Here is a 24066-nt window from a genome sequence, read left to right on the forward strand (position 1 = left end):
TATATCCTAAAAATAAAGGATAGAATAACCGCACTTTTAAATACACAGTTAAGGAATAAAAATGAGCAACGTATTAGTATTAAAATCTAGCATTTCAGGAAATAACGCCCAGACCAATCAATTAGCCGATTATGTTATCGAAAAATTACAAGGTAATCACATTGTGGTACGCGATCTAGCCCAACAACCACTTCCATATTTTGATGCCACAGCAGCAACGGCTGTACGCGGTGAACCTAAAAATAATGAAGAAAAACAACTTCTTGCACTTTCCGATGAATTAGTCTCCGAATTAAAAAATGCAGAGACTCTGGTTATTGGTGCTCCAATGTATAATCTTGGTATCCCAACACAATTAAAGACTTATTTTGATTTTATCGCACGCCCACGCGTCACTTTCCAATATACGGCAAATGGGCCAGAAGGGTTATTAAAAGGTAAAAAAGCGATTGTGTTATGTGCATTTGGTGGGCTGTATGATGAAGAAAATTTGGTGACCCAGTATATGAAAGCTATTTTGGGCTTTATTGGTATCACCGATGTAAAATTTGTCTATGCAAAAGGCATCGGACTAGGCGCTGAAGCCATTGAAAAAGCACAAGTATCAGCAAAAGCAAAAATTAATGAAATTATTACCGCTCTTTAAGCCTTCATTTTATTTCATCTGAAACTTATAAAATGACTACACTAGATAGATTCAAATACTTCTAGTGTAGTTTTTTTATAGAAAATAAAATTCCTACATTTTCTTCATAAATTTATATATTTTTTTGTACTAGTGTAGTAGTATAAAAATATTCTACATAAGAAAGGAGAAAATGATGTCTAAAATTGCCCTTATTACTGGTGCTACTGCAGGATTTGGTACTGCAATTTGTAGAGCGCTTATTCAAGCTGGATATTTTGTAATTGGTACTGGCCGTCGTACTGAACGTTTAACTTCACTAAAAGCTGAATTGGGTGAAAAATTTCTTCCTCTTGCTTTCGATATATCTGATCGACTAGCGACTCAAGAAGCAATTACATCTTTACCTACACAATGGAAAAATATTGATTTACTCGTTAATAACGCAGGATTGGCTCTTGGCTTAGAATCTGCCGATAAAGCGAATCTTGATGATTGGGAACAAATGATTGATACCAATATTAAAGGATTGGTAAATATTACTCGATTTGTTTTGCCTCAAATGGTTGTACGAAATACGGGCCATATTATAAATATTGGTTCAATAGCAGGCAATTATGCTTACCCGGGTGGTAATGTATATGGTGGTACGAAAGCTTTTGTGAAGCAATTTAGTTTAAATCTAAGGGCCGATCTCGCGGGTAAAAATATTCGTGTAACAAACTTAGAGCCAGGCCTTTGTGGTGGAACAGAATTTTCTAATGTGCGCTTTAAAGGTGATGATAAACGAGCAGAAAAAGTTTATGAAAATGTGCAATACGTTACACCACAAGATATTGCAAATATGGTTTTATGGCTCAATCAACAACCAGAACACGTTAATATTAATCGCATTGAAGTGATGCCAACTGCTCAAACTTTTGCACCGCTTAATGTGGCAAGAAATTCAAATTAAAACAATAAGGAAACACAATGTCAGAAACTCTTTTAAACCCCTATTTTGGCGAGTTTGGGGGGATGTACGTACCAGAAATACTCGTGCCAGTGCTTAAACAGCTTGAGAAAGCATTTGTAGAAGCGAAAGACGATCCTGAATTCCAATGTGAATTTCAAGATTTACTCAAAAATTATGCGGGAAGACCGACCGCACTCACCCTTTGTCGTAACCTAACAAAAGGTACTAAAGCGAAAATCTATCTTAAACGTGAAGATTTATTACACGGTGGTGCCCATAAAACTAACCAAGTATTAGGGCAAATTTTATTAGCTAAACGTATGGGTAAAACACGTATTATAGCCGAAACAGGTGCGGGTCAACATGGTGTTGCTACTGCCCTAGCTTGTGCTATGTTAAATATGCCATGCCGTATTTATATGGGCGCAAAAGATGTTGAGCGTCAATCGCCGAATGTATTTCGTATGCGTTTAATGGGCGCGGAAGTGATTCCTGTACAAAAAGGCTCTTGCTCTTTAAAAGACGCTTGTTGCGAAGCTATGCGTGATTGGTCAGCAAACTATGAAACCACCCATTATTTACTTGGAACGGCGGCAGGCCCTCATCCCTTCCCAACGATTGTGAGAGAATTTCAAAAAATGATTGGAATTGAGACGAAACGTCAAATTCTCGAACGAGAAGGTCGTTTACCTGATGCAGTAATTGCTGCTGTTGGCGGTGGTTCGAATGCAATTGGCATGTTTACTGATTTTATTGATGAAGCAAATGTGCATTTGATTGGCGTTGAACCTGCGGGTAAAGGCATTGAAAGCGGTGAACATGGCGCACCATTAGGTCATGCAAAAGTGGGTATTTATTTCGGGATGAAATCCCCTTTAATGCAAACTGAAGATGGTCAAGTAGAGGAATCCTACTCTGTTTCAGCCGGGTTAGACTTCCCTTCTGTTGGTCCTCAACATGCTTATTTACAAAGTATTGGACGAGCAGAATATCCAAGTATTACCGATGATGAAGCATTGAATGCTTTCCAAGAGTTAGCTAAACATGAGGGTATTATTCCTGCATTAGAAAGCTCACACGCCCTTGCTCAAGCATTAAAAATGATTCATCAAGAACCTAACAAAGAACAAATTTTAGTCGTGAATCTATCTGGCCGTGGTGATAAAGATATTTTCACCGTAGATAAAATTTTGACAGAAAAAGGAATGAAATAATGAGCCGTTTTGAAACTCAATTTGCTGCGCTTAAAGCAAAAAATGAAGGGGCATTTGTTCCTTTCGTCACCTTATGTGACCCTACTTTTGACCGCTCTTTTGACATTATTTGTACGCTTGTGGATAACGGTGCAGATGCTTTAGAGCTTGGCTTCCCTTTTTCTGATCCACTACTCGATGGCCCCGTGATCCAAGCTGCGAATAATCGTGCTTTAACTGCAGGCCATAGTACTGAAGATAGCTTTAAGTTATTAGAAAAAGTGCGGTCAAAATATCCAGAGATTCCGATTAGCTTGTTACTTTGTGCCAATTTAATTTTTGCCAAAGGACTAGATACTTTTTATCAACGTTGTGCAGAAGTCGGTGTTGATGCTGTGCTTGTGGCAGATATTCCGTTACTCGCAAAAGAAGATTATGTACAAGCAGCCAAAAAACACGGCATTCAACCGGTATTTATTTGCCCGCCAAATGCGGATGAGAAAACGATCCAAGGTGTAGCACAAAATAGCGAAGGATATACCTATTTAGTCTCACGCGCAGGCGTAACGAGTGCTGAAAATCAAGCTCATGCAGCAAATTTAGATACCCTTGTAGAACAGCTTAAGGCACATAATGCTCCGCCAATTTTACAAGGCTTCGGTATTGCTCAACCAGAGCAAGTTAAAGAAACATTGACTTTGGGGGCAGCGGGTGCGATTTCAGGTTCTGCAACGGTGAAAATCATTGAGCGGAATCTGGATAATCACGAGCAATGTTTAGCTGAATTAGCTGAATTTGTTCAAGCGATGAAAGCAGCAACAAAATAACTTATAAAATACAAAAAAAGCGGTGAAATCCACCGCTTTTTTATTACCATTTCTTTAATGCTTCTTTATCTGAATCTCTCGCCTTTATCCAGCGATCCCCTTTGTTGGTTTGTTCTTTTTTCCAAAAAGGTGCCTTAGATTTTAGATAATCCATAATAAATTCATTTGCATGATAGGCATCGCCACGGTGAGAAGAGCTTATTCCTACTAATACAATTTCATCTCCCGTATGCAATAATCCTACTCGATGAATCACACTAACTCGTTGGATATTCCAACGGGATTGAGCTTCAGAAATAATTTCTTGTAGTGCTTTTTCGGTCATTGCAGGATAATGTTCTAAGTATAGACTCGAAACATCATCACCTAAATTAAGATCACGAACTTTTCCAACAAAAATTACTGTTGCACCAACAGAGTGAGATTCAGAAAGCCAATGATAAACTGCATTTTGATCAAACTCAGCTTCCTGTACTGAAATATGAATATTACTCATCTTATCCCCCTGTTACTGGTGGAAAAAATGCAATTTCATCACCTGATTTTACCGCACTTTCAAGAGGCATTAAGGTTTGATTTATCGCAACTAGCAGTTTTTCTTTTTCTAAAGCTAATGCCCATTTATCACCTTTTTGCGCTAAATGTTCACGTAATTTATCAGCTGTAGTAAATTCTGCCTCAATAGAAAGTTCATCTACACCAATTAATTCTCGTGTTTGAGCAAAAAATAATACTTTTAGCATGTTATTTCCCTATTTATGTTGGGCAACAAAGTGACCTGATTTTCCACCACTTTTTTCCAATAAACGTACATATTCAATAACCATATCTTTTTGAACAGCCTTACACATGTCATAAATAGTTAAAGCAGCAACACTTACCGCTGTTAATGCTTCCATTTCTACGCCAGTTTTTCCCGAAAGTTTACATAAAGACTCAATTCGTACTTGGTGTTTTTCCACTAAAGGTTCAAGACTGACCTCTACTTTAGAAAGTAGCAAAGGATGACAAAGCGGAATTAATTCCCATGTTCGTTTAGCTGCTTGAATGCCTGCAATACGCGCAGTTGCAAAAACATCACCTTTATGATGCTGCCCACTAAGAATCATAGTTAAAGTTTCAGGCGCCATTGTCACCAAAGCTTCTGCACGTGCTTCGCGTACGGTTTCTATTTTGCCAGAAACATCCACCATATTGGCTTCACCTTGGCTATTGATATGCGTAAATGTTTTCATAATTTAAAAGTGAGGTTAATTTTAAGAAATTTATCCACCGATAGATGCTAAATGCTGACGAATGCCAGTGTCGCCTTGGTGTAAGTAATGGTGTTCACGCTTACCTTGAAGCGCAGAAAAAATCCGAGCCTGTAAAATTGATTGCTGATCATCTGAACGTAAAAGATCGCGCAGTTCAATCCCCTCTTCACCAAATAAACAAAGATGTAATTTTCCTTTTGCTGACACACGAAGACGATTACAACTTGCACAGAAATTCTTTTCATATGGCATGATCAATCCTATCTCACCCATATAATCAGGATGTTTAAATACCTTTGCAGGACCATCTGTTATAGCTTTTTGTTGTAATTGCCAACCTTGCTCTAATAATTTCTTGACTAAAATTTCACCAGAAAGATGGTGATGATGAAAGAAAGTATCCATTTCTCCCGTTTGCATTAGCTCAATAAAGCGCATTTGGATTGGACGATTCTTTACCCAAGCTAAAAATTGATTGAATTCATGATCATTTAAATTTTTCATCAATACTGAATTGACTTTAACTTTTTTATAACCAATCTCAAAGGCTCGCTCAATTCCTCTCATCACCTCATCAAACTTATTAATTCCTGTAATTTGATGAAACATTTTAGGATCAAGACTATCAACACTAACATTAATGGAAGTAATGCCCGCACGTTGCCAAGCATCTACATCTTTTGCCATACGATAGCCATTTGTAGTTAAAGCTAACTGACGAATGCCACTTACATTCGCTACATTTTCAGCAATCGTAATAAAATCTTTACGTAAAGTGGGTTCTCCACCAGTTAAACGAATCTTTTCTGTCCCCATAGCAGCAAATGCTTCTGCGACACGAACAATCTCACTTAAGGTAAGAAAACTTGGCTTGTTTGCTTCAGGCTGATAACCATTGGGTAAACAATAGTTACAACGAAAGTTACACTGATCAGTTATTGACAGTCGTAAATAATAATAGGCACGCTGGAACGCATCGACTAATCCCACGTTCCCTACGTTTTTAATGGGAATTGATTGCATGTGACACCTTTCTAATATGGAGAGGATAAACCGTTTCCAGCGTATCCCTGAATAACAAACATCGTTATTGGCATTGCGACCCTATTTTGAATATAAACGTAGGTCAACAAGCTCGGAGTTATGCGTAAAATTTATTACTCGTGATTTTAAAAGATTTCACTTCGCTAACACAATTACTAATTTTGATGAAAAACAAAATTTATATAAATTCTTAAAAATAAACTATATAAAAAAATATATAATGGTATTTTAAAACAACATATATGCTTACTAATATATAGTAAATTTAAACATTATTTTTTTGAGAAAACTTGCACATTTGAAAAACCATTTTCTTTCAAATATAAGGCTTGTAATTTGCTCATCACGCCACGCTCGCAATACAACACGTAATTTTTACTTTGATCAAGGCTAGCAAATTGAGAAGAAAGTTTGTAGAACGGCATTTGAATGACTTCATGTGTATCCGATTCAAATGGATTTTCATCCGTTTCTTCTGGGCTACGAATATCCAAAATCACTTCATTTTCACCTAATACAGAAATTGCCTCGACTTCTACCACTTCTTTTTCTGTTTCTTCTGCAATCTGGCGAATATCTAAATATTTTGCATTTTGCACCGCACTTTCAAGAATCTCAAAATTAAAATGCCCTTCTTCTTCTAGAATCTTTTCACGAACAGCTTTAATCGTAGGATTTTTTGAAATCACTCCACAAAATTCCGGCATAGATTTTGCAATATCGTCAGTGCCAATTTCTTTCGCCATCGCGATAATTTGTTCTTTATCATGCGTAATTAACGGGCGTAATACTAAGGCATCAGCGGCTTCATCAATCAAGCGTAAATTGGTTAAAGTTTGGCTAGAAACTTGTCCTAATGCCTCCCCTGTCACAATCGCTTCAATATTAAAACGTTGAGCGACTTTACTTGCTGCTCGCACCATCATCCGTTTTAATACAACGCCCATTTGGCCATTATCGACTTTCTCTAAAATCTCACCGACAACCCCTTCAAAGTTAATCGCAATAAAGCGTACTTTATGTGAAGCGCTATAGCGTTGCCAAATATGATAAGCCATTTGTTTTACGCCAATTTCATGGGCTGCGCCACCAAGATTAAAGAAACAATAATGAACTCGGGAACCACGACGAATCAACATATAACTCGATACACCTGAATCAAATCCCCCAGAAATCAAAGAAAGCACATCCTCTTGCGTCCCAATCGGATAACCGCCAATGCCTGCATGACGTGCTTTAACTAACATCATTTTGTCATCTTCAATATCAATACGAACTGTCACCTCTGGATTTTTCAACCGCACTTTTGCGCTTTCAATATGTTGATTTAATCCACCGCCGATATAACGTTCTGCTTCAATCGAACTAAATTTATGTTTCCCCTTACGTTTTACTCGAACGCAAAAGGTTTTGCCTTGAAGTTGTTGCGCGACATAAGCAAGCGTCAATTCAAAAATATGATGTAAATCGGTAAACGGTTTTTCTTCAACTTCTAAAAAATGATGAATACCAGGAATACGTTGTAACAAGGCGATTAATTCTTCACGATTTTCTTCATTTTTTGACCGCACTTCAATGTAATCCCAGTGACGTACAACTGCTGTTTCTTCATCATATTTCTGTAAAATATTGCGGATATTAGAGGTTAAAATTTTTGAGAAACGTTTACGAACAGTTTCGCTCTTAATCATAATTTCAGGAAAAAGTTTAACGATAAATTTCATATAAATAGCTTGGGCATTTCTTGGGTATTTAAAGTGGCTAGTATTTTACGCAAAGATAGTGAAAAGTCCACTGGTCCTAGCTTGAAATAATTTTTTAACAACTCAAGTAAAATACAGTACAATGGCAAGCAATTTTTACCGTGAAAAAGGATAATTCCATGGCGCGTAAACCCGCATCTTCACAAGATTTTGAAACAACGTTAGCGCAGTTAGAAAATATTGTTACACATTTAGAAAATGGCGATCTACCGTTAGAAGAAGCGTTAAAAAAATTTGAACAAGGTGTGCAACTCGCTAAGTTAGGACAAGAACGTTTACAACAAGCAGAACAACGTATTCAGATCTTATTGCAAAAAACTGAAGATGCCCCATTGAATGATTATGAAGGGAATGCTTAATGGGTAACTTTTCTGAAGAATTACAACAGGTTCAAACTCGTATCAATCGCTTTTTAGAAGCTCAATTTGAAGGCATTGAAAGTCATAATGCACCTTTGCTTGACGCGATGAAATACGCATTATTACTTGGTGGTAAACGAGTTAGACCTTTTTTAGTTTACGCAACAGGTCAAATGCTTGGTGCTGAAAAACAAACCTTAGATTACGCAGCTGCCGCTATTGAAGCCATTCATGCCTATTCCTTAATTCACGATGATTTACCTGCAATGGATGATGACAATCTACGTCGTGGGCACCCTACTTGTCATATCCAATTTGATGAAGCTACGGCTATTCTTGCGGGCGATGCACTGCAAAGTTTTGCTTTTGAAATGTTAACTAAAACGCCAAATATTTCTTCTGAACAAAAACTGGCTTTAGTTAAAATTTTAGCTCAAGGCTCTGGCGTACAAGGAATGTGCTTAGGGCAAAGTTTAGATCTTATCTCTGAGCATAAACAAATTAGTTTAAGCGAATTAGAATTAATCCATCGTAACAAAACGGGCGCATTGCTGATTGCCGCATTAAAATTAGGTTTTATTTGTTCTCCGCATTTTGCCGACAAAAGGTTAGAACAATCCTTAACACAATATGCGGAAGCCATTGGCTTAGCCTTTCAAGTTCAAGACGATATTTTAGATATTGAGGGTGATAGTGCAGAAACTGGCAAACAAGTCGGCGCGGATCTTGATTTAGATAAAAGTACGTATCCAAAATTACTTGGGTTAAGCGGCGCAAAACAAAAAGCGCAAGATCTATATCAAAGTGCTTTGTCTGAATTAGAAAAAATTCCTTTTGATACGACCGCACTTCGTGCATTAGCTGAATTCATTATTACAAGAAAAAGTTAATACCGACCGCGTCAATGCTGACAAAGTGCGGTCAAACATTATAAAGTTTTTAAAATGACTAACAATATGAACAATTACCCCTTATTATCTTTGATTAATTCACCAGAAGATTTGCGTCTTTTAAATAAAGAGCAGCTACCACAACTCTGCCAAGAATTACGTGGTTATCTTTTAGAATCTGTTAGTCAAACTAGCGGGCATTTAGCATCAGGTTTAGGCACTGTAGAGCTAACTGTTGCACTACACTACGTGTATAAAACACCATTTGATCAGTTAATTTGGGATGTTGGACATCAAGCTTATCCCCACAAAATTTTAACGGGTCGTCGAGATCAAATGTCCACAATTCGCCAAAAAGACGGTATTCATCCTTTCCCTTGGCGTGAAGAAAGTGAATTTGACGTATTAAGCGTTGGCCACTCCTCTACTTCTATTAGTGCTGGATTAGGTATTGCTGTCGCCGCAGAACGAGAAAATGCAGGTAGAAAAACGGTATGCGTAATCGGTGATGGCGCAATTACTGCGGGAATGGCTTTTGAAGCGCTGAATCATGCAGGTTCTGTTCACACTGATATGTTGGTCATTTTAAATGACAATGAAATGTCTATTTCAGAAAATGTTGGCGCGTTAAATAATCACCTTGCTCGTATTTTCTCTGGTTCTATCTACTCCACATTACGAGATGGAAGTAAAAAAATTCTCGATAAAGTTCCACCTGTAAAAAACTTTATGAAAAAAACCGAAGAACATATGAAAGGAGTGATGTTCTCACCAGAAAGTACATTATTTGAAGAGCTCGGTTTTAATTATATTGGCCCAGTGGATGGGCATAATATTGACGAATTAGTGGCAACACTTACGAATATGCGTAATCTGAAGGGACCACAATTCTTACATATCAAAACTAAAAAAGGTAAAGGATACGCCCCTGCAGAAAAAGATCCAATTGGTTTCCACGGCGTACCAAAATTTGACCCAATCAGTGGTGAATTGCCTAAACACAATACTAAATCAACTTATTCGAAAATTTTTGGTGATTGGCTATGCGAAATGGCAGAAAAAGACTCCAAAATTATTGGTATTACACCTGCAATGCGCGAAGGTTCTGGCATGGTGGAATTTTCTCAGCGTTTCCCAGAACAATATTTTGATGTAGCGATTGCAGAGCAACACGCCGTTACGTTTGCCACTGGACTTGCTATTGGCGGATATAAACCCGTAGTTGCGATTTACTCGACATTTCTACAACGTGCTTACGACCAATTGATTCACGATGTGGCTATTCAAAATCTCCCTGTATTATTTGCGATTGATCGAGCGGGTATCGTAGGGGCTGATGGCCCAACACATCAAGGGGCATTTGATCTTAGCTTTATGCGTTGCATTCCCAATATGATTATCATGACACCAAGTGATGAAAATGAATGCCGTCAAATGCTCTATACAGGTTATCAATGTGGGAAACCTGCAGCAGTGCGCTATCCTCGCGGAAATGCCATTGGTGTTGAACTAACTCCTTTAGAGATACTTCCTATCGGTAAATCACGTTTAATTCGAGAAGGTCAAAAAATTGCGATTTTAAATTTTGGTACCCTTTTACCGTCCGCTTTAGAGGCAGCAGAAAAACTCAATGCAACAGTTGTCGATATGCGTTTTGTGAAACCGATTGATATTGAAATGATTAATGTGCTTGCACAAACTCACGATTATTTAGTCACATTAGAAGAAAATGCAATTCAAGGTGGAGCGGGATCTGCTGTAGCGGAAGTGCTAAATTCATCTGGAAAATCAACCGCACTTTTACAGCTTGGTTTGCCAGATTATTTTATTCCACAAGCAACACAGCAAGAAGCATTGAAAGATTTAGGATTAGATTCAAAAGGAATTGAAGAAAAAATTCTCAACTTTATTGCAAAACAGGACAATTTGTAAAAATAAACGCGATGATAACTTCATCGCGTTTTTTCTTAATCAATAATTCTTAAATGAGAAGCTGATTTTGTTTTCTTTTTTTCTTCTCGTTTTCTAGGGCTATCTACAGCCTCATGAAAACTAGTTGGCTGTTCAGTATCTGGCTCAGAATTAAGTTCATCGTAAACCTCTTCTGGCTCAAACATCACCCCATCGCCATTTTCACGAGCATAGATCGCGAGCGCTGCGCCCATTGGAATATACAGTTCACGAGAAACACCTTTAAACCGGGCATTAAACTGAATGAAATCATTTGTAAGTTGTAAATTGCCCGTAGCATTGGCAGACAAGTTCAATACAATCTGTCCATCTTTTACATATTCGACCGGAACATTCACACCTAAGTAAGTCGCATCAACAACTAAATAAGGCGTGAAATTATTATCTACTAGCCAATCATAATAGGCGCGTAATAAATAGGGGCGCTTAGGGGAAGCTTTATATTCCATTACTTATCATCCATTAAATTTTTTGGTGCAGCCTCACCTACAGACTGCAAGAATGAATCTCGACTAAATACACGATCCATATATCCCTTAATTGGTTTACTACCTGGACCTGTAAATTCCACGCCTAAATGTTTTAATTTCCATAACAATGGCGCAACGTAACAATCCACTAAACCAAACTCTTCATTCATGAAATAAGGTGTTTGCTGGAAAACTGGTGTGATCGCTAAAAGTTCTTCTTTTAATTGTTTGAGTGCTTCAGCTTTTTCACTTTCTGTACCATTTTCTGCTTTCTTGAGAGTTGGATACCAATCTTGTTCAATTCGTAACATCAAAAGACGATCTTTTGCTCGAGAAACTGGATACACTTGCATTAATGGTGGATGCGGAAAACGCTCGTCAAGATATTCCATAATAATTCGTGAACTAAACAAAACAAGATCACGATCAACTAACGTAGGCACCGTAGCATACGGATTTAATTCCATTAAATCTTCTGGTAATGCTTGCAAATCAACTTCTTCGTTCTCATAAAGTACACCTTTTTCAGCTAAAACAATTTTTACCTGATGACAGTAAATATCATCTTTATTTGAAAAAAGGGTCATTACTGAACGTTTACTTGATGCGCTGGACATTTATTCCTCCGAAGATCCAAAAATATTCTATATTTTATAAGGGGTGTGTATTCTACCACAAAGCGTAAGTCATTTGCCAAACAATTCTTTTTTATTGTTTTATAATCAATAAGTTAGATAACAAAAAAGCAGAGATTTCTCTCTGCTTTTCTTTTTCGAAACGAAAATAAAAATTAACGTTTTGAGTATTGTGGACGACGACGTGCTTTGTGTAAACCCACTTTTTTACGTTCAACGCGACGTGCGTCACGAGTAACGAAACCAGCTGCACGAAGTGCTGGGCGTAATGTTTCATCGTATTCCATCAATGCACGAGTGATACCGTGACGGATTGCACCCGCTTGACCAGAAATACCACCACCTTTAACAGTGATGTATAGGTCTAATTTATCAGTTAATTCAACCAATTCTAATGGTTGACGTACTACCATGCGCGCAGTTTCACGGCCGAAGTAAACGTCTAATTCACGTTGGTTGATAGTGATTTTACCACTGCCCGGTTTGATAAATACACGAGCTGAAGAGCTTTTGCGGCGACCTGTGCCGTAGTTTTGATTCTCTGCCATTTTCTAAACCTCGTGATTAAATATCTAATACTTGTGGTTGTTGTGCAGCGTGTTGGTGTTCAGCACCTGCGTACACTTTTAATTTACGGAACATTGCACGGCCTAATGGACCTTTTGGCAACATACCTTTAACCGCAATTTCAATCACTGCTTCAGGACGGCGAGCGATCATTTCTTTGAAAGTCGCTTGTTTAATACCACCTACATAGCCAGTGTGCCAGTAGTAAAGTTTATCTGTTTCTTTACGACCAGTTACTGCCACTTTGTCTGCGTTGATAACGATGATGTAATCACCAGTATCTACGTGTGGAGTGTACTCAGCCTTGTGTTTACCACGAAGACGACGTGCTAATTCAGTCGCTAAACGACCTAAAGTTTTACCTGTCGCATCTACTACGTACCAGTCGCGTTTAACCGTTTCTGGTTTTGCTACAAAAGTTTTCATTAATTAATTACCAAAAATTAGTTTGATACCCAGTGTTCTTACGAACACAACCATTGATCTTAATCGCCACCCCTTCGAGTGAGATCTCGATAAAATAATGTACGATGGGAATTCGCACATTTACAGGGTCGGTGTATTATACATATTTATTTCATGAATGCTAATTTTTTATGCAATATTTTAGTATTTTTGCTGAAACCTATTTACATTAACTAAATTAATATTTTTAATGAATTTATTAAAATTGACTCATACATAAAGTTATTTTATTGTTAACTCAAATATCATCATACTAGTTATAGGAATTTTTATGAGCTACGCTAAAGAAATTGACATACTTAATCAGCACATCGCTGACTTCAATAAAAAAATTAATGTTTCTTTTGAATTTTTCCCACCCAAAAATGAAAAAATGGAAACGCTTTTATGGGATTCGATTCATCGTTTAAAAGTGTTAAAACCGAAATTCGTTTCTGTTACTTATGGCGCAAACTCAGGCGAGCGTGACCGCACTCATAGCATTGTAAAAGCAATCAAACAAGAAACTGGATTAGAAGCGGCTCCGCATTTAACTGGTATTGATGCCACACCTGAAGAATTAAAACAAATTGCTAAAGATTACTGGAACAGTGGTATTCGTCGTATCGTTGCGTTACGCGGTGACGAACCCAAAGGATATGCCAAAAAACCATTTTATGCGTCAGATCTCGTGGAATTACTCCGTTCTGTCGCTGATTTTGATATTTCTGTGGCTGCTTATCCAGAAGTTCATCCAGAAGCAAAATCAGCACAAGCAGACTTGATTAATTTAAAACGTAAAATTGATGCAGGTGCAAATCATGTTATCACTCAATTTTTCTTTGATATTGAAAACTACCTACGTTTCCGTGATCGTTGTGCATCAATTGGTATTGATACTGAAATCGTGCCGGGCATTTTACCTGTAACTAACTTTAAGCAATTACAAAAAATGGCTTCTTTCACTAATGTGAAAATTCCTGCATGGCTTGTTAACGCTTATGAAGGATTAGACGATGATCAAACTACTCGTAATCTTGTAGCAGCAAGTGTTGCGATGGATATGGTGAAAATTTTATCTCGCGAAGGAGTGAATGACTTCCATTTCTATACGCTAAATCGTAGTGAATTAACTTATGCAATTTGTCATATGTTAGGTGTAAGACCTAGCTAATATACGACTTATTTAATATTCAAAGCCCACGCTCTTTCAAAGCGTGGGTTCTTTTTTCTTTACAATTTTTATCTTAGATAAATGATTATCAAAAAAACCGAGCTTTTGGAAAATGCCGTGACGGAATAATTGATACATACTCGTTTATCTCTCAGGATAGTTGACTGTAAGAAAAGTGCGGTTAATTTTCACCGCACTTTAAAGGTAAGATTGCTCGTATTCTACGAGGAACAGGAATAATGTGCAAATAATAAAAAATGTGATGATCACAACGCAATCATCACATTTTAATATCAACCTTTCATTCGAAAGTTAAAGGAAAATCAGGTTATTACCAGAAATATGCTACACCAGCACCGGCACCAACATTACCTTGTGTATTAGCACCTAGTGATAATTTCACACCATATTTTCCATTATCAGAAAGGCGACTATAACCAACAGCAACCGCAGATTGGCCACGATATTCACCTACTGCAGCAGTAGCAGCTGACAAACCAGGTCGATAAGATTGGAGCAAGTTTGCCGTAGCAATTGCACTTGCCGTACCAGCATCTGCACGTTTGCCCATTTTATCGATGCGATGGTTTAACTTATCCATATTGCCACTCAAACGGCGTTCAACAGCATGTAACTGACTACCATTCACGGCATCTTTACTGTCTTTAGCTACACGTCCATTAGCCACATTACGGATTACACCTTCCTCATTTAAGCTAATTGACTTATCTGCATTTTTAGTAAACGGTAAGTCGGCAGAAACAGTATATCCATTGCCACTAGATGTGACTTTAATGCCACTACCAGCAACTACTTTAGTTTTCGCAGCCTTAATCGCTTCCGCTACTTCGCCAGCTTTCGCCAGTTTATTCGCATCAGCTGTAGCAACAGATGGAGTCTCTCCCGCTGTAATCGTACCCGTTGCCGCTGAAACTTTACCTGACTTCAATGTGATTGTTGTGCCATCAGTATCGATAGAAAGACCTTCTTCTTGTGCGCTAATACCACCGTTTGGTTTGGTTTTTGCTTCAATCCTTAATGTATCATCTGTATTTACTGTAGCAGTAATACCCTTACCCGCAACTACTTGACGGCCAGCATCACCTTTAAGTGAAGCTAAGAAGTCTGCTTCAGATTTATCAGCATTGCCATCTTTTGCTTTCCAAAGGTCGTAAGCCGATTTACCGTTAGTACCGTTCTCACCTTTAAGGGACGCTAAGAAGTCTGCTTCAGATTTATTAGCATTGCCATCTTTTGCTTTCCAGAGGTCGTAAGCTGATTTACCGTTAGTACCATTAGTACCGTTCTAACCTTTATCACCTTTAAGTGAAGCTAAGAAGTCTGCTTCAGATTTATCAGCATTGCCATCTTTTGCTTTCCAGAGGTCGTAAGCCGATTTACCGTCAGCACCTTTTGCACCACCAGCACCACCTACCCAGGTAATTTTGGTTACACCATCTTTAGATTCCACTCCTATTTTATCTGGAGTACCGGATATGATTTCAGATTTAATAATTGTATGGCCTGCGTTATCACCTTCCACAGGCTGCTCTATTGATACCGCACCGCTACCGCTAGCAACCTCGACTGGCGCATCAAAGGTGATTTTATGAGCCGTATAGTTATCGTTCTTTCTTGTAAGTCTAATCCCTTTATTCCCTTCTAAAATCAATCTGGAATTATCGCTCTTATCCTTTGTCTCTTCTGTTATAACTGAATCTTTATCTAATACGCCTATATTCATCTCTGTATCTGGGCATGCACTGTCTACATTTCCATTCTTGCATCCATTATAATAATCAAGATCGTCTGGCTCACCAGTGTTAGCTGTCGTAACACGAAAATAATAGTCTGTTCCCAACTCAGAAGGTTGAAGATTCTTAGCCACATCCGAGTCCGTCGTACTCGCCTGCGCGAAAGGAGAAAGCATGCCAGCAACAAGAGTAGCTGCAACGGCGGTTACAGAAGCACGTTTTTTGTGTTTTTTAGTCAGTTCAGATACGGCGACCCAGGCTTGAGCTGCTTCGTTCCATACAATTCTAAAAATTTTATTCATAATTTTCCTCTTTAAATAGTAACAGTAAAAAATTGAACACGGATTGTACACAACAACAACAACAACATAATTATAACAATCATCTATTTTATGTTTCACCATAAATATAAAGGACTGAAATGGTAAAATACAACCTCAGTCCTTAAGTTACAGTTAAGTAATAAACTTAAAATTTACGCTAATTCCGCACGTAATTTTTTGGTTACATCCACCATCACTTTTAGTTGATCGATAGTTTCTGTCCAGCCGCGAGTTTTTAAACCGCAGTCTGGGTTTACCCATAAGCGTTCTTTTGGAATGACATTTAACGCTTTGCGTAATAAGTGTTCGATTTCACCTGCGGTTGGTACACGTGGGCTGTGAATATCATACACACCTGGACCGATGTCATTCGGGTAGTTGAATTTCACGAAGGCATCTAATAATTCCATATCTGAACGTGAAGTTTCGATGGTAATCACGTCCGCATCTAATGCAGCAATCGCTGGTAAGATGTCGTTAAACTCGGAATAACACATATGAGTGTGAATTTGCGTATCATCTTGCACGCCCATTGAGCTTAAACGGAATGCTTCGCCTGCCCATTGTAAGTATGAATCCCAATCTGCACGTTTAAGTGGTAAACCTTCACGAATAGCTGGCTCATCAATTTGGATAACTTTAATGCCTGCTGCTTCTAAATCTAACACTTCATCAGATAATGCCACGCCGATTTGTTTACATACGGTTGAACGTGGAATGTCGTTACGCACGAATGACCATTGAAGAATTGTCACAGGGCCTGTTAACATCCCTTTCATCACGCGGTTTGTTAAGCTTTGTGCATATTGTGACCAGCGTACTGTCATTGGCTCTGGGCGAGTTACATCACCGTAAATTACTGGTGGTTTCACACAACGTGAACCGTAGCTTTGTACCCAACCAAATTTAGTGAATGCGAAACCATCTAATAATTCCCCAAAGTATTCCACCATGTCGTTGCGTTCTGCTTCGCCGTGAACTAATACATCTAAATCTAATTCTTCTTGGCGACGTACCACATATTCGATCTCTTTTTTCATTGCCGCTTCGTAATCTGCAAGGGATAATTCACCTTTTTTGAAACTTGCACGGGCGTGACGAATTTCAGTCGTTTGTGGGAATGAACCAATGTTTGTGGTTGGAAGAAGCGGTAAATTTAACCACGCATTTTGCTTAACAATACGTTCTGCAAATGGCGATTTACGTTGATCCGCACCTTTTGGCAAGTTTGCTAATCGATCTGCCACTTCAGGACGATGAATTTCTTTTGAGGTTGCACGTGCATCTGCTGCCGCTTGGCTTGCATCTAATGCCGCTTGTACAGAGGCTCTGCCATGATTTAAGGCTTGTTTTAATACATTTAATTCTTCTACTTTTTGTAGTGTGAAAGATAACCAGCTGTAAAGTGCAGGATTTTTTTCTTTTAATTGTACTTCCACTTCTAAATCAAATGGGGTGTGCAATAATGAACAGCTTGGTGCAATCCATAAACGCTCGCCTAATTTTTCTTTTAATGGCTCTAATACATCTAACACTTTGTTTAAGTTTGCACGCCAGATATTACGGCCTTCAATCACACCTGCAGATAACACTTTGCTGTAATCTTCAAAGGCTGCAAGTTGTTCTGGTGCACGAACTAAATCTAAATGCAAGCCCGCAACAGGTAAGGCTTTTAATAACTCAGCGTGTTGTGCAACGGAACCAAAATAAGTGGCTAACAATAATTTTGCATTCACCTTGCTTAATTCAGCATACACAGATTTATAGGCTTCAACCCATTCTGCAGGTAAATCCAATGCTAATGCAGGTTCATCAATTTGAATCCACTCCGCACCTTCAGCCACTAATGCATTTAAGATTTCAACATAAACAGGCACTAATTGATTTAATAAATCGAAACGGTTAAATGCTTCGCCTTTTTCTTTACCCAACCATAAGAATGTTAATGGGCCAACAATCACAGGTTTGAAGTTTAAACCTAAGGCTTTTGCTTCACGAATTTGATTTACATAATGTGCTGGATTAGCTTTGAATTGTGTATTTTTATGAAATTCTGGCACGAGATAGTGATAGTTCGTATCGAACCATTTAGTCATTTCAATTGCGAATTGATCTTTGTTACCACGTGCAAGTTGGAAATATTGATCAAGGGTTAAATTTTGGCTATCAAAACCAAAACGAGCAGGAATTGCCCCTGTTGCCACTTGTAAATCTAAAATATGATCGTAGAACGTGAAATCGCCCACAGCCACAAAATCCGCATTCGCCGCTGCTTGATGTTTCCAGTTTTTTTCACGCAACGCTTTCGCTAAATCTAATAAATCTTGCTCTGCTAATTCTTTACGCCAATAACGTTCTTGTGCAAATTTTAATTCACGTTTTGCACCTACACGAGGAAAGCCTAAGATATGTGATGTTGTCATAATAACTCCCGTTTTAAAGTAATCTTCTTAATCATTTAGACGGCTAAACGTCTGTACGGGTATAGAATGCGTCATCTCAGTGTATTATGCAAACTTATTATTTTCAGGATTTGTATGAAATAAATTAATACTAAAACCACGTATAAAATAAAGGGGCATACTAAATGCCCCAAAACTATTGCAAAATTTACCACACTTTTACTGCAACGCTTTCTCAATTTTTTCAAATAAATCTTTTGAAAGATTTTCTACAATGCTTAAGCGTTCTAAAGCACGTTTCATCAAGGTTTGGCGTTGAGCATCAAAGCGAGAAAAACGAATTAATGGCTCTATTAAACGCGCAGCCACTTGCGGATTGCTTTCATTTAAACGAATTAACACATCAGTTAAGAAACGATAGCCTGATCCACTTACATTATGGAATGCTTTTAAGTTGTGATTTGCAAAGCTACCTACTAATGCACGCAAACGGTTTGGATTGTTGAAGTTAAAACTTGGGTGATCCATTAATAACTGAATAATTTCCAACACATTTTCATCTGGGCGAGTGGCTTGTAATGCAAACCATTTATCCATCACTAATCCATCATGTTGCCATTTTTGTTCAAAATCAGCTAATAACGCATCTCTGCAAGGTAATGCCGCTTTAGTCGCAACACTTAATGCAGCCAATGTATCGGTCATATTATTCGCATTATTGTAGTGTTTTTGGACTAAGTTGTTACCCAAATTGGTATAAGCCAAATAAGTTAAGCAAAGATTACGCATTGCGCGTAAGGCGATGTCTTGTTGCGTAACTTGATAATCATCAAGACGAATATGAGTATAAACGCGCAAGAAATCATCTTTTAAAGTCTCGGCAATTTGCGCTTGCATAAATGCTCTTGCGGCTGAAATGCCATCAGGAACGATGGTTTTGAAACCTTCCGAAAATTCCATTTCTTTTGGAAGGGTGAGAATTAAGGTTGCCAGTTCAATATCTTTCTCATAATGGTTCAGAACATGAGAAAGTGCGGTCAAGATTTCAGGCGAAATTTCTAGTGCCTCACCTTGTTGAAAACGCACAACATTACGGCGTAATTCTTGTGCAAATAACATCTGAGCCGCATCCCAACGGATAAATTGATTATCTGCGAATTTCAGCAAGCCTAATAACTGCTCCGTTTTATAATCATAATCCAGTTTTACCGGTGCAGAAAAATCACATAACAATGCTGGAATTGGACGACCATAAATGCCATGAAACTCGAAGACTTGGTCTTTTTCAGTAACATTTAATACATCACTCAACAATTCGCCATTATGTTGTAGCATTTGTTTCGTGCCATTCGCATCATAAAGCGCCACTTTTAATGGAATATGTAAATTCACTTTTTCCATTTGATCTGCGGTTGGCGGTGTGGATTGTGAAACTGTTAAACGATAAGTATGCGTTTTTTCGTCATACGTATCGCTAATCAATAATTCTGGTGTACCCGATTGGCTATACCAACGGCGGAATTGATTTAAATCGAGGTTATTTGCACGTTCCATTGCGGAAACAAAGTCTTCACAGGTTGCCGCTTTACCATCATTTTCAGCAATATAAAGCTGCATCCCTTTTTGGAAACCTTGCTCACCTAATAAAGTATGCAACATACGAATCACTTCTGCCCCTTTTTCATATACGGTCACCGTGTAAAAATTATTCATTTCAATCACTTTTTCAGGGCGAATTGGGTGCGACATTGGGCTTGAATCTTCAGCAAATTGAACCGTGCGTAAAAATTTCACATTATTAATGCGATTAACAGCTCGAGAACCCGTATCTGAAGAAAATTCTTGATCACGGAAAACCGTTAAACCTTCTTTCAAACTTAATTGGAACCAATCACGGCAGGTAACACGGTTGCCTGTCCAGTTATGGAAATATTCGTGTGCAATCACACTTTCAATGGCAAGATAATCTTCATCTGTTGCTGTTTGTGGATTTGCCAACACGAATTTAGAGTTAAAGATATTTAACCCTTTGTTTTCCATTGCGCCCATATTGAAGAAGTCCACTGCAACGATCATATAAATATCGAGGTCATATTCTAAATTAAAGCGATCTTCATCCCATTTCATCGCTTTTTTCAGACTTTCCATTGCCCAAGTTGCACGGTTAAGATTACCGCGATCTACATAAAGCTCTAATGCAACTTCTCGTCCACTTTTAGTAATAAATTTATCTTGTAATAAATCAAAATTTCCCGCCACTAAAGCAAATAAATAGCTTGGTTTCGGAAACGGATCGTTCCATTCCACCCAATGACGACCATCCTCTAATTCACCACTTGCAATGCGGTTACCATTAGAAAGTAAGTAAGGATATTTAGTTTTATCTGCAGTAATTTTGGTTGTATAACGTGCCAGTACATCGGGGCGATCAAGCATATAAGTAATTTGACGGAAACCTTCCGCCTCACATTGCGTACAAATGCCTTCACCAGACTGATATAACCCTTGTAATGAAGTGTTTTCGGCTGGTACAAGGAAGGTCACAATTTCAAGTTCAAATTCTTCCGCACTTTTACCTTTTAAATCGAGCGTTAAACTCTCCCCATCTTGTTGATAGGCAGAAAATGGCTCACCATTAAATTTAATAGAAGAAAACTGGAAGCTATGCCCATCTAAACGTAAAGAAGTTGCTTCATCATTTAAGCGTTGGAATTTTGTGGTTGCGGTTACCACAGTATGTTTAGGATCGAGTTGAAAATCTAAATAAATGTCGGTAACCGTAAAATCTGGTTGTTTGTAATCTTTTCTATATTTTGCTTTGGCTAACATAATTTGCCCTACTTTGAAGAAAGAAAATGTGAGTATGATATCGTTACGTTTTGTTATCTTAAACTTGGTTTTTCACGAAAAATTTTTTCTTGAATCGCTTCCGTCACAAAAGCATTAAGCGAACGCTCGCCTGCTATGATCGTTGCTTCTCTATGTAATTCCTCGCCAATTCGTACATTAAATACACCTTTAAAAGGCTTATTCGGTTCTTTACCTAATTCCAAACAATCTTGTAAATATAAATCAACAGATTGACGAAATTCTTTTTCTAGCTCAGATAATGACTCTGCTTCGTAAATCACTAAATCACGAATGTAAGCAAGTTTGCCAAACAATATATTGTTTTCTAAATCCGCCTCAATCGTGCCTACATAACCTTTATAATTTAATAACTTCATAGAATACCTACCTGTTTTAATGATTCTTTCACTGACTTTAAAGCACCGCCTTTAATATAATTTTCAGGGTGAGGCTTGTGTAACAAAATCGTATGATCGAGCGTTCTATTATAAAATCTCACTCGAGAACCGGCCATTTCTCGCTTTTCATAACCTTGTTGAGCTAACAAAGAAACTAATTCATTCCAATCAAATGTAGATTTTGACTGTGCGAGCTTATCTAATAATTTTTCAGTTCGTCCCATATAAACTATCACCCATTAATTTGGTATCAAGTATAGTTACTAAAATTTAAAAATCAAATAATTATAAAATAAGACTAGATACTACCTACGCAAATAGCAAACGTTTGCCTAATATGTGTAAGATGTGCTATTCTACGCCACGTTTTTAATTAAAAAATTGAGAAAATAGCATGTCAAACACTGCACAAATTGCCGTTGTAATGGGTTCCAAAAGCGATTGGGCTACCATGCAAGAGGCAACTCAGATTTTAGATGAATTAAAAGTACCTTATCATGTGGAAGTCGTCTCGGCTCATCGTACGCCTGATAAACTTTTTGAATTTGCTGAAAATGCACAAAAAAATGGCTATAAAGTAATTATTGCTGGGGCAGGCGGTGCAGCACATTTACCTGGTATGATCGCAGCGAAAACACTTGTGCCGGTGCTGGGTGTACCAGTAAAAAGTTCTATGTTAAGTGGCGTAGATAGCCTTTATTCGATTGTGCAAATGCCAAAAGGGATTCCTGTCGGAACATTAGCAATTGGCCCTGCAGGTGCAGCAAATGCTGGATTGTTAGCAGCCCAAATTCTAGCGGGTTGGGATGCAGAATTACTTTCACGCTTGCAATCTTTCCGTGAAAGCCAAACTCATGCTGTACTGGACAATCCCGATCCACGCACATAAAAATTTCTTCAGTTCTGACCGCACTTCTAAAGTGCGGTTGTTTTTTTCGTAAATTTAACGAGAAATATTATGCAAAACTCCACCTTATATCCAACCGTTTATGTACTCGGCAACGGACAACTCGGCAGAATGTTACGTTACGCAGGTGCCCCTTTAGATATTTATGTTGAACCCTTAGCCTTCAATGCGCCAGTTTTTGGCTTACCTGAAAATGCGATCATCACTGCGGAAATTGAACGCTGGGAAAAAACGCCTTTGACTGAATTACTCGGTAACCATAAAAACTTCGTTAATCAACATGTATTTGGATTATTAGCCGATCGTTTTACTCAAAAATCCTTGCTTGATGAACTGAATCTTTCGACCTCGCCTTGGTGTTTATTAAAAGATAAAACGCAATGGAATGATGTTTTCCAAACTGTTGGCGAGAAAGTTGTCGTTAAACGCAGAACAGGCGGATATGATGGACGAGGTCAATGGATTATCAACAATGAAAACAAAGCGGACATCACCGATGACTTATTTGGTGAAGTGATCGCAGAAAAATTTATTCCTTTCGATTATGAGGTTTCTATTGTAGGCGCAAGATTTAAAAATGGCGAAAAACGTTTTTATCCCGTTACACATAATCTGCAACAAAACGGTATTTTGCGTTACAGTGTGGTTGATATTGCGTTTCCTCAACAATCCACACAACAAAAACAAGCGGAAGCCATGCTCGGCAAAATTATGGATAAATTAGGCTATGTGGGTGTAATGGCAATGGAATGTTTTGTTGTAGGCGACAAATTACTGATTAACGAACTTGCGCCTCGTGTACATAACAGTGGACATTGGACACAACTAGGATGCTCGATTAGCCAATTTGAATTACATTTACGTGCGCTACTTGATTTGCCAACACCTGAACTACAGGTTTTCTCCCCTAGCGTGATGGTGAATTTAATCGGCACAAACCATAATCTAAAATGGCTTAATACACCGTTTGCACAACTTCATTGGTACAGTAAAGAAGTCAGAGCTGGACGTAAGGTTGGGCATATCAATCTTTCTCATCCTAACAAAGCAGTCATTATTCAACAATTAGAAAAACTCCGTACTGAATTACCAGAAGATTATCAATCTGGATTAAATTGGGCGATTGAAAAACTAAAATAATGTAAAAAATGACCGCACTTTTTGATGAATATTTAAAAATATCAAAGTGCGGTTAATTTTTATAAAAATCTTTCTTGATAAAATAAAACGGCTGAAGTATAAAATTATACACCACACAA

Annotated in this window: 25 protein-coding genes and 1 riboswitch; of the genes, 10 read left to right on the forward strand and 15 right to left on the reverse strand. The window is 38.0% G+C overall.

Annotated elements, in window-relative coordinates:
• Nucleotides 1-61: 61 nt before the first annotated feature.
• The 4 genes from KKW16_RS00320 (at nt 62) to trpA (ending at nt 3600) form a co-directional block, all read left to right on the forward strand.
• A complete protein-coding gene (locus tag KKW16_RS00320) occupies nt 62-646 on the forward strand; it encodes an FMN-dependent NADH-azoreductase (RefSeq protein ID WP_048953204.1) in 585 nt (194 codons plus the stop codon).
• Nucleotides 647-821: 175 nt separating this feature from the next.
• Nucleotides 822-1580 carry an SDR family oxidoreductase gene (locus KKW16_RS00325; RefSeq protein WP_080351544.1) on the forward strand — a complete coding sequence of 253 codons (759 nt, stop codon included), beginning with the start codon at nt 822-824 and terminating at the stop codon, nt 1578-1580.
• 17 nt (nt 1581-1597) lie between these two features.
• Complete coding sequence (gene trpB, locus KKW16_RS00330) at nt 1598-2794, forward strand: tryptophan synthase subunit beta (protein WP_048953206.1); 1197 nt, start codon at nt 1598-1600, stop codon at nt 2792-2794.
• Nucleotides 2794-3600 (forward strand): tryptophan synthase subunit alpha, encoded by an 807-nt coding sequence (gene trpA / locus KKW16_RS00335; RefSeq protein ID WP_048953207.1) that lies wholly within the window; start codon nt 2794-2796, stop codon nt 3598-3600. The genes trpB and trpA overlap by 1 nt, the downstream gene beginning before the upstream one ends.
• 43 nt (nt 3601-3643) lie before the next feature.
• On the opposite strand, the gene moaE is transcribed toward trpA, so the two are convergent.
• The 5 genes from moaE to thiI all read right to left on the reverse strand — a co-directional run bounded on the left by moaE (nt 3644) and on the right by thiI (nt 7624).
• A complete protein-coding gene (gene moaE / locus KKW16_RS00340; protein WP_048953208.1) occupies nt 3644-4096 on the reverse strand; it encodes a molybdopterin synthase catalytic subunit MoaE in 453 nt (150 codons plus the stop codon).
• Between the two features lies 1 nt (nt 4097).
• Nucleotides 4098-4343 carry a molybdopterin synthase sulfur carrier subunit gene (gene moaD / locus KKW16_RS00345; RefSeq protein WP_048953209.1) on the reverse strand — a complete coding sequence of 82 codons (246 nt, stop codon included), beginning with the start codon at nt 4341-4343 and terminating at the stop codon, nt 4098-4100.
• Between the two features lie 9 nt (nt 4344-4352).
• On the reverse strand, nt 4353-4835 hold the full coding sequence (gene moaC, locus KKW16_RS00350) for a cyclic pyranopterin monophosphate synthase MoaC (protein WP_048953210.1): 483 nt from the start codon (nt 4833-4835) through the stop codon (nt 4353-4355).
• 30 nt (nt 4836-4865) lie between these two features.
• Complete coding sequence (gene moaA / locus KKW16_RS00355; RefSeq protein ID WP_048953211.1) at nt 4866-5879, reverse strand: GTP 3',8-cyclase MoaA; 1014 nt, start codon at nt 5877-5879, stop codon at nt 4866-4868.
• A riboswitch (molybdenum cofactor riboswitch) is annotated at nt 5868-6009 on the reverse strand. Its footprint overlaps the gene before it by 12 nt.
• 163 nt (nt 6010-6172) lie before the next feature.
• Entirely contained in the window at nt 6173-7624 is a 1452-nt protein-coding gene (thiI, locus tag KKW16_RS00360; protein ID WP_048953212.1) for a tRNA uracil 4-sulfurtransferase ThiI, read from the reverse strand.
• Nucleotides 7625-7782: 158 nt separating this feature from the next.
• Here thiI and xseB point away from each other — a divergent pair, with 158 nt between their 5' ends.
• From xseB to dxs, 3 genes are read left to right on the forward strand one after another with little or no spacing between them, the layout of a single operon-like run.
• Nucleotides 7783-8022 carry an exodeoxyribonuclease VII small subunit gene (gene xseB, locus KKW16_RS00365; protein ID WP_048953213.1) on the forward strand — a complete coding sequence of 80 codons (240 nt, stop codon included), beginning with the start codon at nt 7783-7785 and terminating at the stop codon, nt 8020-8022.
• Entirely contained in the window at nt 8022-8912 is an 891-nt protein-coding gene (gene ispA / locus KKW16_RS00370; protein WP_048953214.1) for a (2E,6E)-farnesyl diphosphate synthase, read from the forward strand. The genes xseB and ispA overlap by 1 nt, the downstream gene beginning before the upstream one ends.
• A gap of 54 nt (nt 8913-8966) precedes the next feature.
• Nucleotides 8967-10844, forward strand: a complete 1878-nt coding sequence (gene dxs / locus KKW16_RS00375; RefSeq protein WP_048953215.1) for a 1-deoxy-D-xylulose-5-phosphate synthase — start codon at nt 8967-8969, stop codon at nt 10842-10844.
• Nucleotides 10845-10879: 35 nt separating this feature from the next.
• On the opposite strand, the gene KKW16_RS00380 is transcribed toward dxs, so the two are convergent.
• From KKW16_RS00380 to rplM, 4 genes are all read right to left on the reverse strand, one after another.
• The gene (locus tag KKW16_RS00380) at nt 10880-11332 is read right to left on the reverse strand and encodes a ClpXP protease specificity-enhancing factor (RefSeq protein WP_048953216.1); all 453 of its coding nucleotides are present in this window, start codon (nt 11330-11332) and stop codon (nt 10880-10882) included.
• A complete protein-coding gene (gene sspA / locus KKW16_RS00385; protein ID WP_005633569.1) occupies nt 11332-11970 on the reverse strand; it encodes a stringent starvation protein SspA in 639 nt (212 codons plus the stop codon). The genes KKW16_RS00380 and sspA overlap by 1 nt, the downstream gene beginning before the upstream one ends.
• A gap of 173 nt (nt 11971-12143) precedes the next feature.
• Nucleotides 12144-12536: a 30S ribosomal protein S9 gene (rpsI, locus tag KKW16_RS00390; RefSeq protein ID WP_005631594.1), complete on the reverse strand. Its 393-nt coding sequence runs from the start codon at nt 12534-12536 to the stop codon at nt 12144-12146.
• Nucleotides 12537-12552: 16 nt separating this feature from the next.
• On the reverse strand, nt 12553-12981 hold the full coding sequence (gene rplM / locus KKW16_RS00395; protein ID WP_005628896.1) for a 50S ribosomal protein L13: 429 nt from the start codon (nt 12979-12981) through the stop codon (nt 12553-12555).
• Nucleotides 12982-13291: 310 nt separating this feature from the next.
• Here rplM and metF point away from each other — a divergent pair, with 310 nt between their 5' ends.
• On the forward strand, nt 13292-14173 hold the full coding sequence (metF, locus tag KKW16_RS00400; protein ID WP_048953217.1) for a methylenetetrahydrofolate reductase: 882 nt from the start codon (nt 13292-13294) through the stop codon (nt 14171-14173).
• 331 nt (nt 14174-14504) lie between these two features.
• On the opposite strand, the gene KKW16_RS00405 is transcribed toward metF, so the two are convergent.
• The 6 genes from KKW16_RS00405 to KKW16_RS00430 form a co-directional block, all read right to left on the reverse strand.
• A complete protein-coding gene (locus KKW16_RS00405) occupies nt 14505-15122 on the reverse strand; it encodes a YadA family autotransporter adhesin (protein WP_053087831.1) in 618 nt (205 codons plus the stop codon).
• A 357-nt stretch (nt 15123-15479) separates the two neighbouring features.
• The gene (locus KKW16_RS00410; RefSeq protein WP_048953218.1) at nt 15480-16229 is read right to left on the reverse strand and encodes an ESPR domain-containing protein; all 750 of its coding nucleotides are present in this window, start codon (nt 16227-16229) and stop codon (nt 15480-15482) included.
• A 173-nt stretch (nt 16230-16402) separates the two neighbouring features.
• Nucleotides 16403-18673, reverse strand: a complete 2271-nt coding sequence (gene metE / locus KKW16_RS00415) for a 5-methyltetrahydropteroyltriglutamate--homocysteine S-methyltransferase (protein WP_048953219.1) — start codon at nt 18671-18673, stop codon at nt 16403-16405.
• A 198-nt stretch (nt 18674-18871) separates the two neighbouring features.
• On the reverse strand, nt 18872-21481 hold the full coding sequence (pepN, locus tag KKW16_RS00420) for an aminopeptidase N (protein ID WP_215767733.1): 2610 nt from the start codon (nt 21479-21481) through the stop codon (nt 18872-18874).
• Nucleotides 21482-21534: 53 nt separating this feature from the next.
• Nucleotides 21535-21879: a type II toxin-antitoxin system HicB family antitoxin gene (locus tag KKW16_RS00425; RefSeq protein WP_048953221.1), complete on the reverse strand. Its 345-nt coding sequence runs from the start codon at nt 21877-21879 to the stop codon at nt 21535-21537.
• Entirely contained in the window at nt 21876-22124 is a 249-nt protein-coding gene (locus KKW16_RS00430; RefSeq protein ID WP_048953222.1) for a type II toxin-antitoxin system HicA family toxin, read from the reverse strand. The genes KKW16_RS00425 and KKW16_RS00430 overlap by 4 nt, the downstream gene beginning before the upstream one ends.
• A 170-nt stretch (nt 22125-22294) precedes the next feature.
• Here KKW16_RS00430 and purE point away from each other — a divergent pair, with 170 nt between their 5' ends.
• Together purE and purK are read left to right on the forward strand one after the other, a co-directional pair.
• Complete coding sequence (gene purE, locus KKW16_RS00435) at nt 22295-22789, forward strand: 5-(carboxyamino)imidazole ribonucleotide mutase (RefSeq protein WP_065264797.1); 495 nt, start codon at nt 22295-22297, stop codon at nt 22787-22789.
• A gap of 69 nt (nt 22790-22858) precedes the next feature.
• Entirely contained in the window at nt 22859-23947 is a 1089-nt protein-coding gene (gene purK, locus KKW16_RS00440) for a 5-(carboxyamino)imidazole ribonucleotide synthase (RefSeq protein ID WP_065264796.1), read from the forward strand.
• Nucleotides 23948-24066: the final 119 nt, after the last annotated feature.

Origin of the sequence: Haemophilus sp. SZY H8 (assembly GCF_018829755.1) — a bacterium.
GTDB classification, from domain to species: Bacteria; Pseudomonadota; Gammaproteobacteria; order Enterobacterales; family Pasteurellaceae; genus Haemophilus; species Haemophilus haemolyticus_K.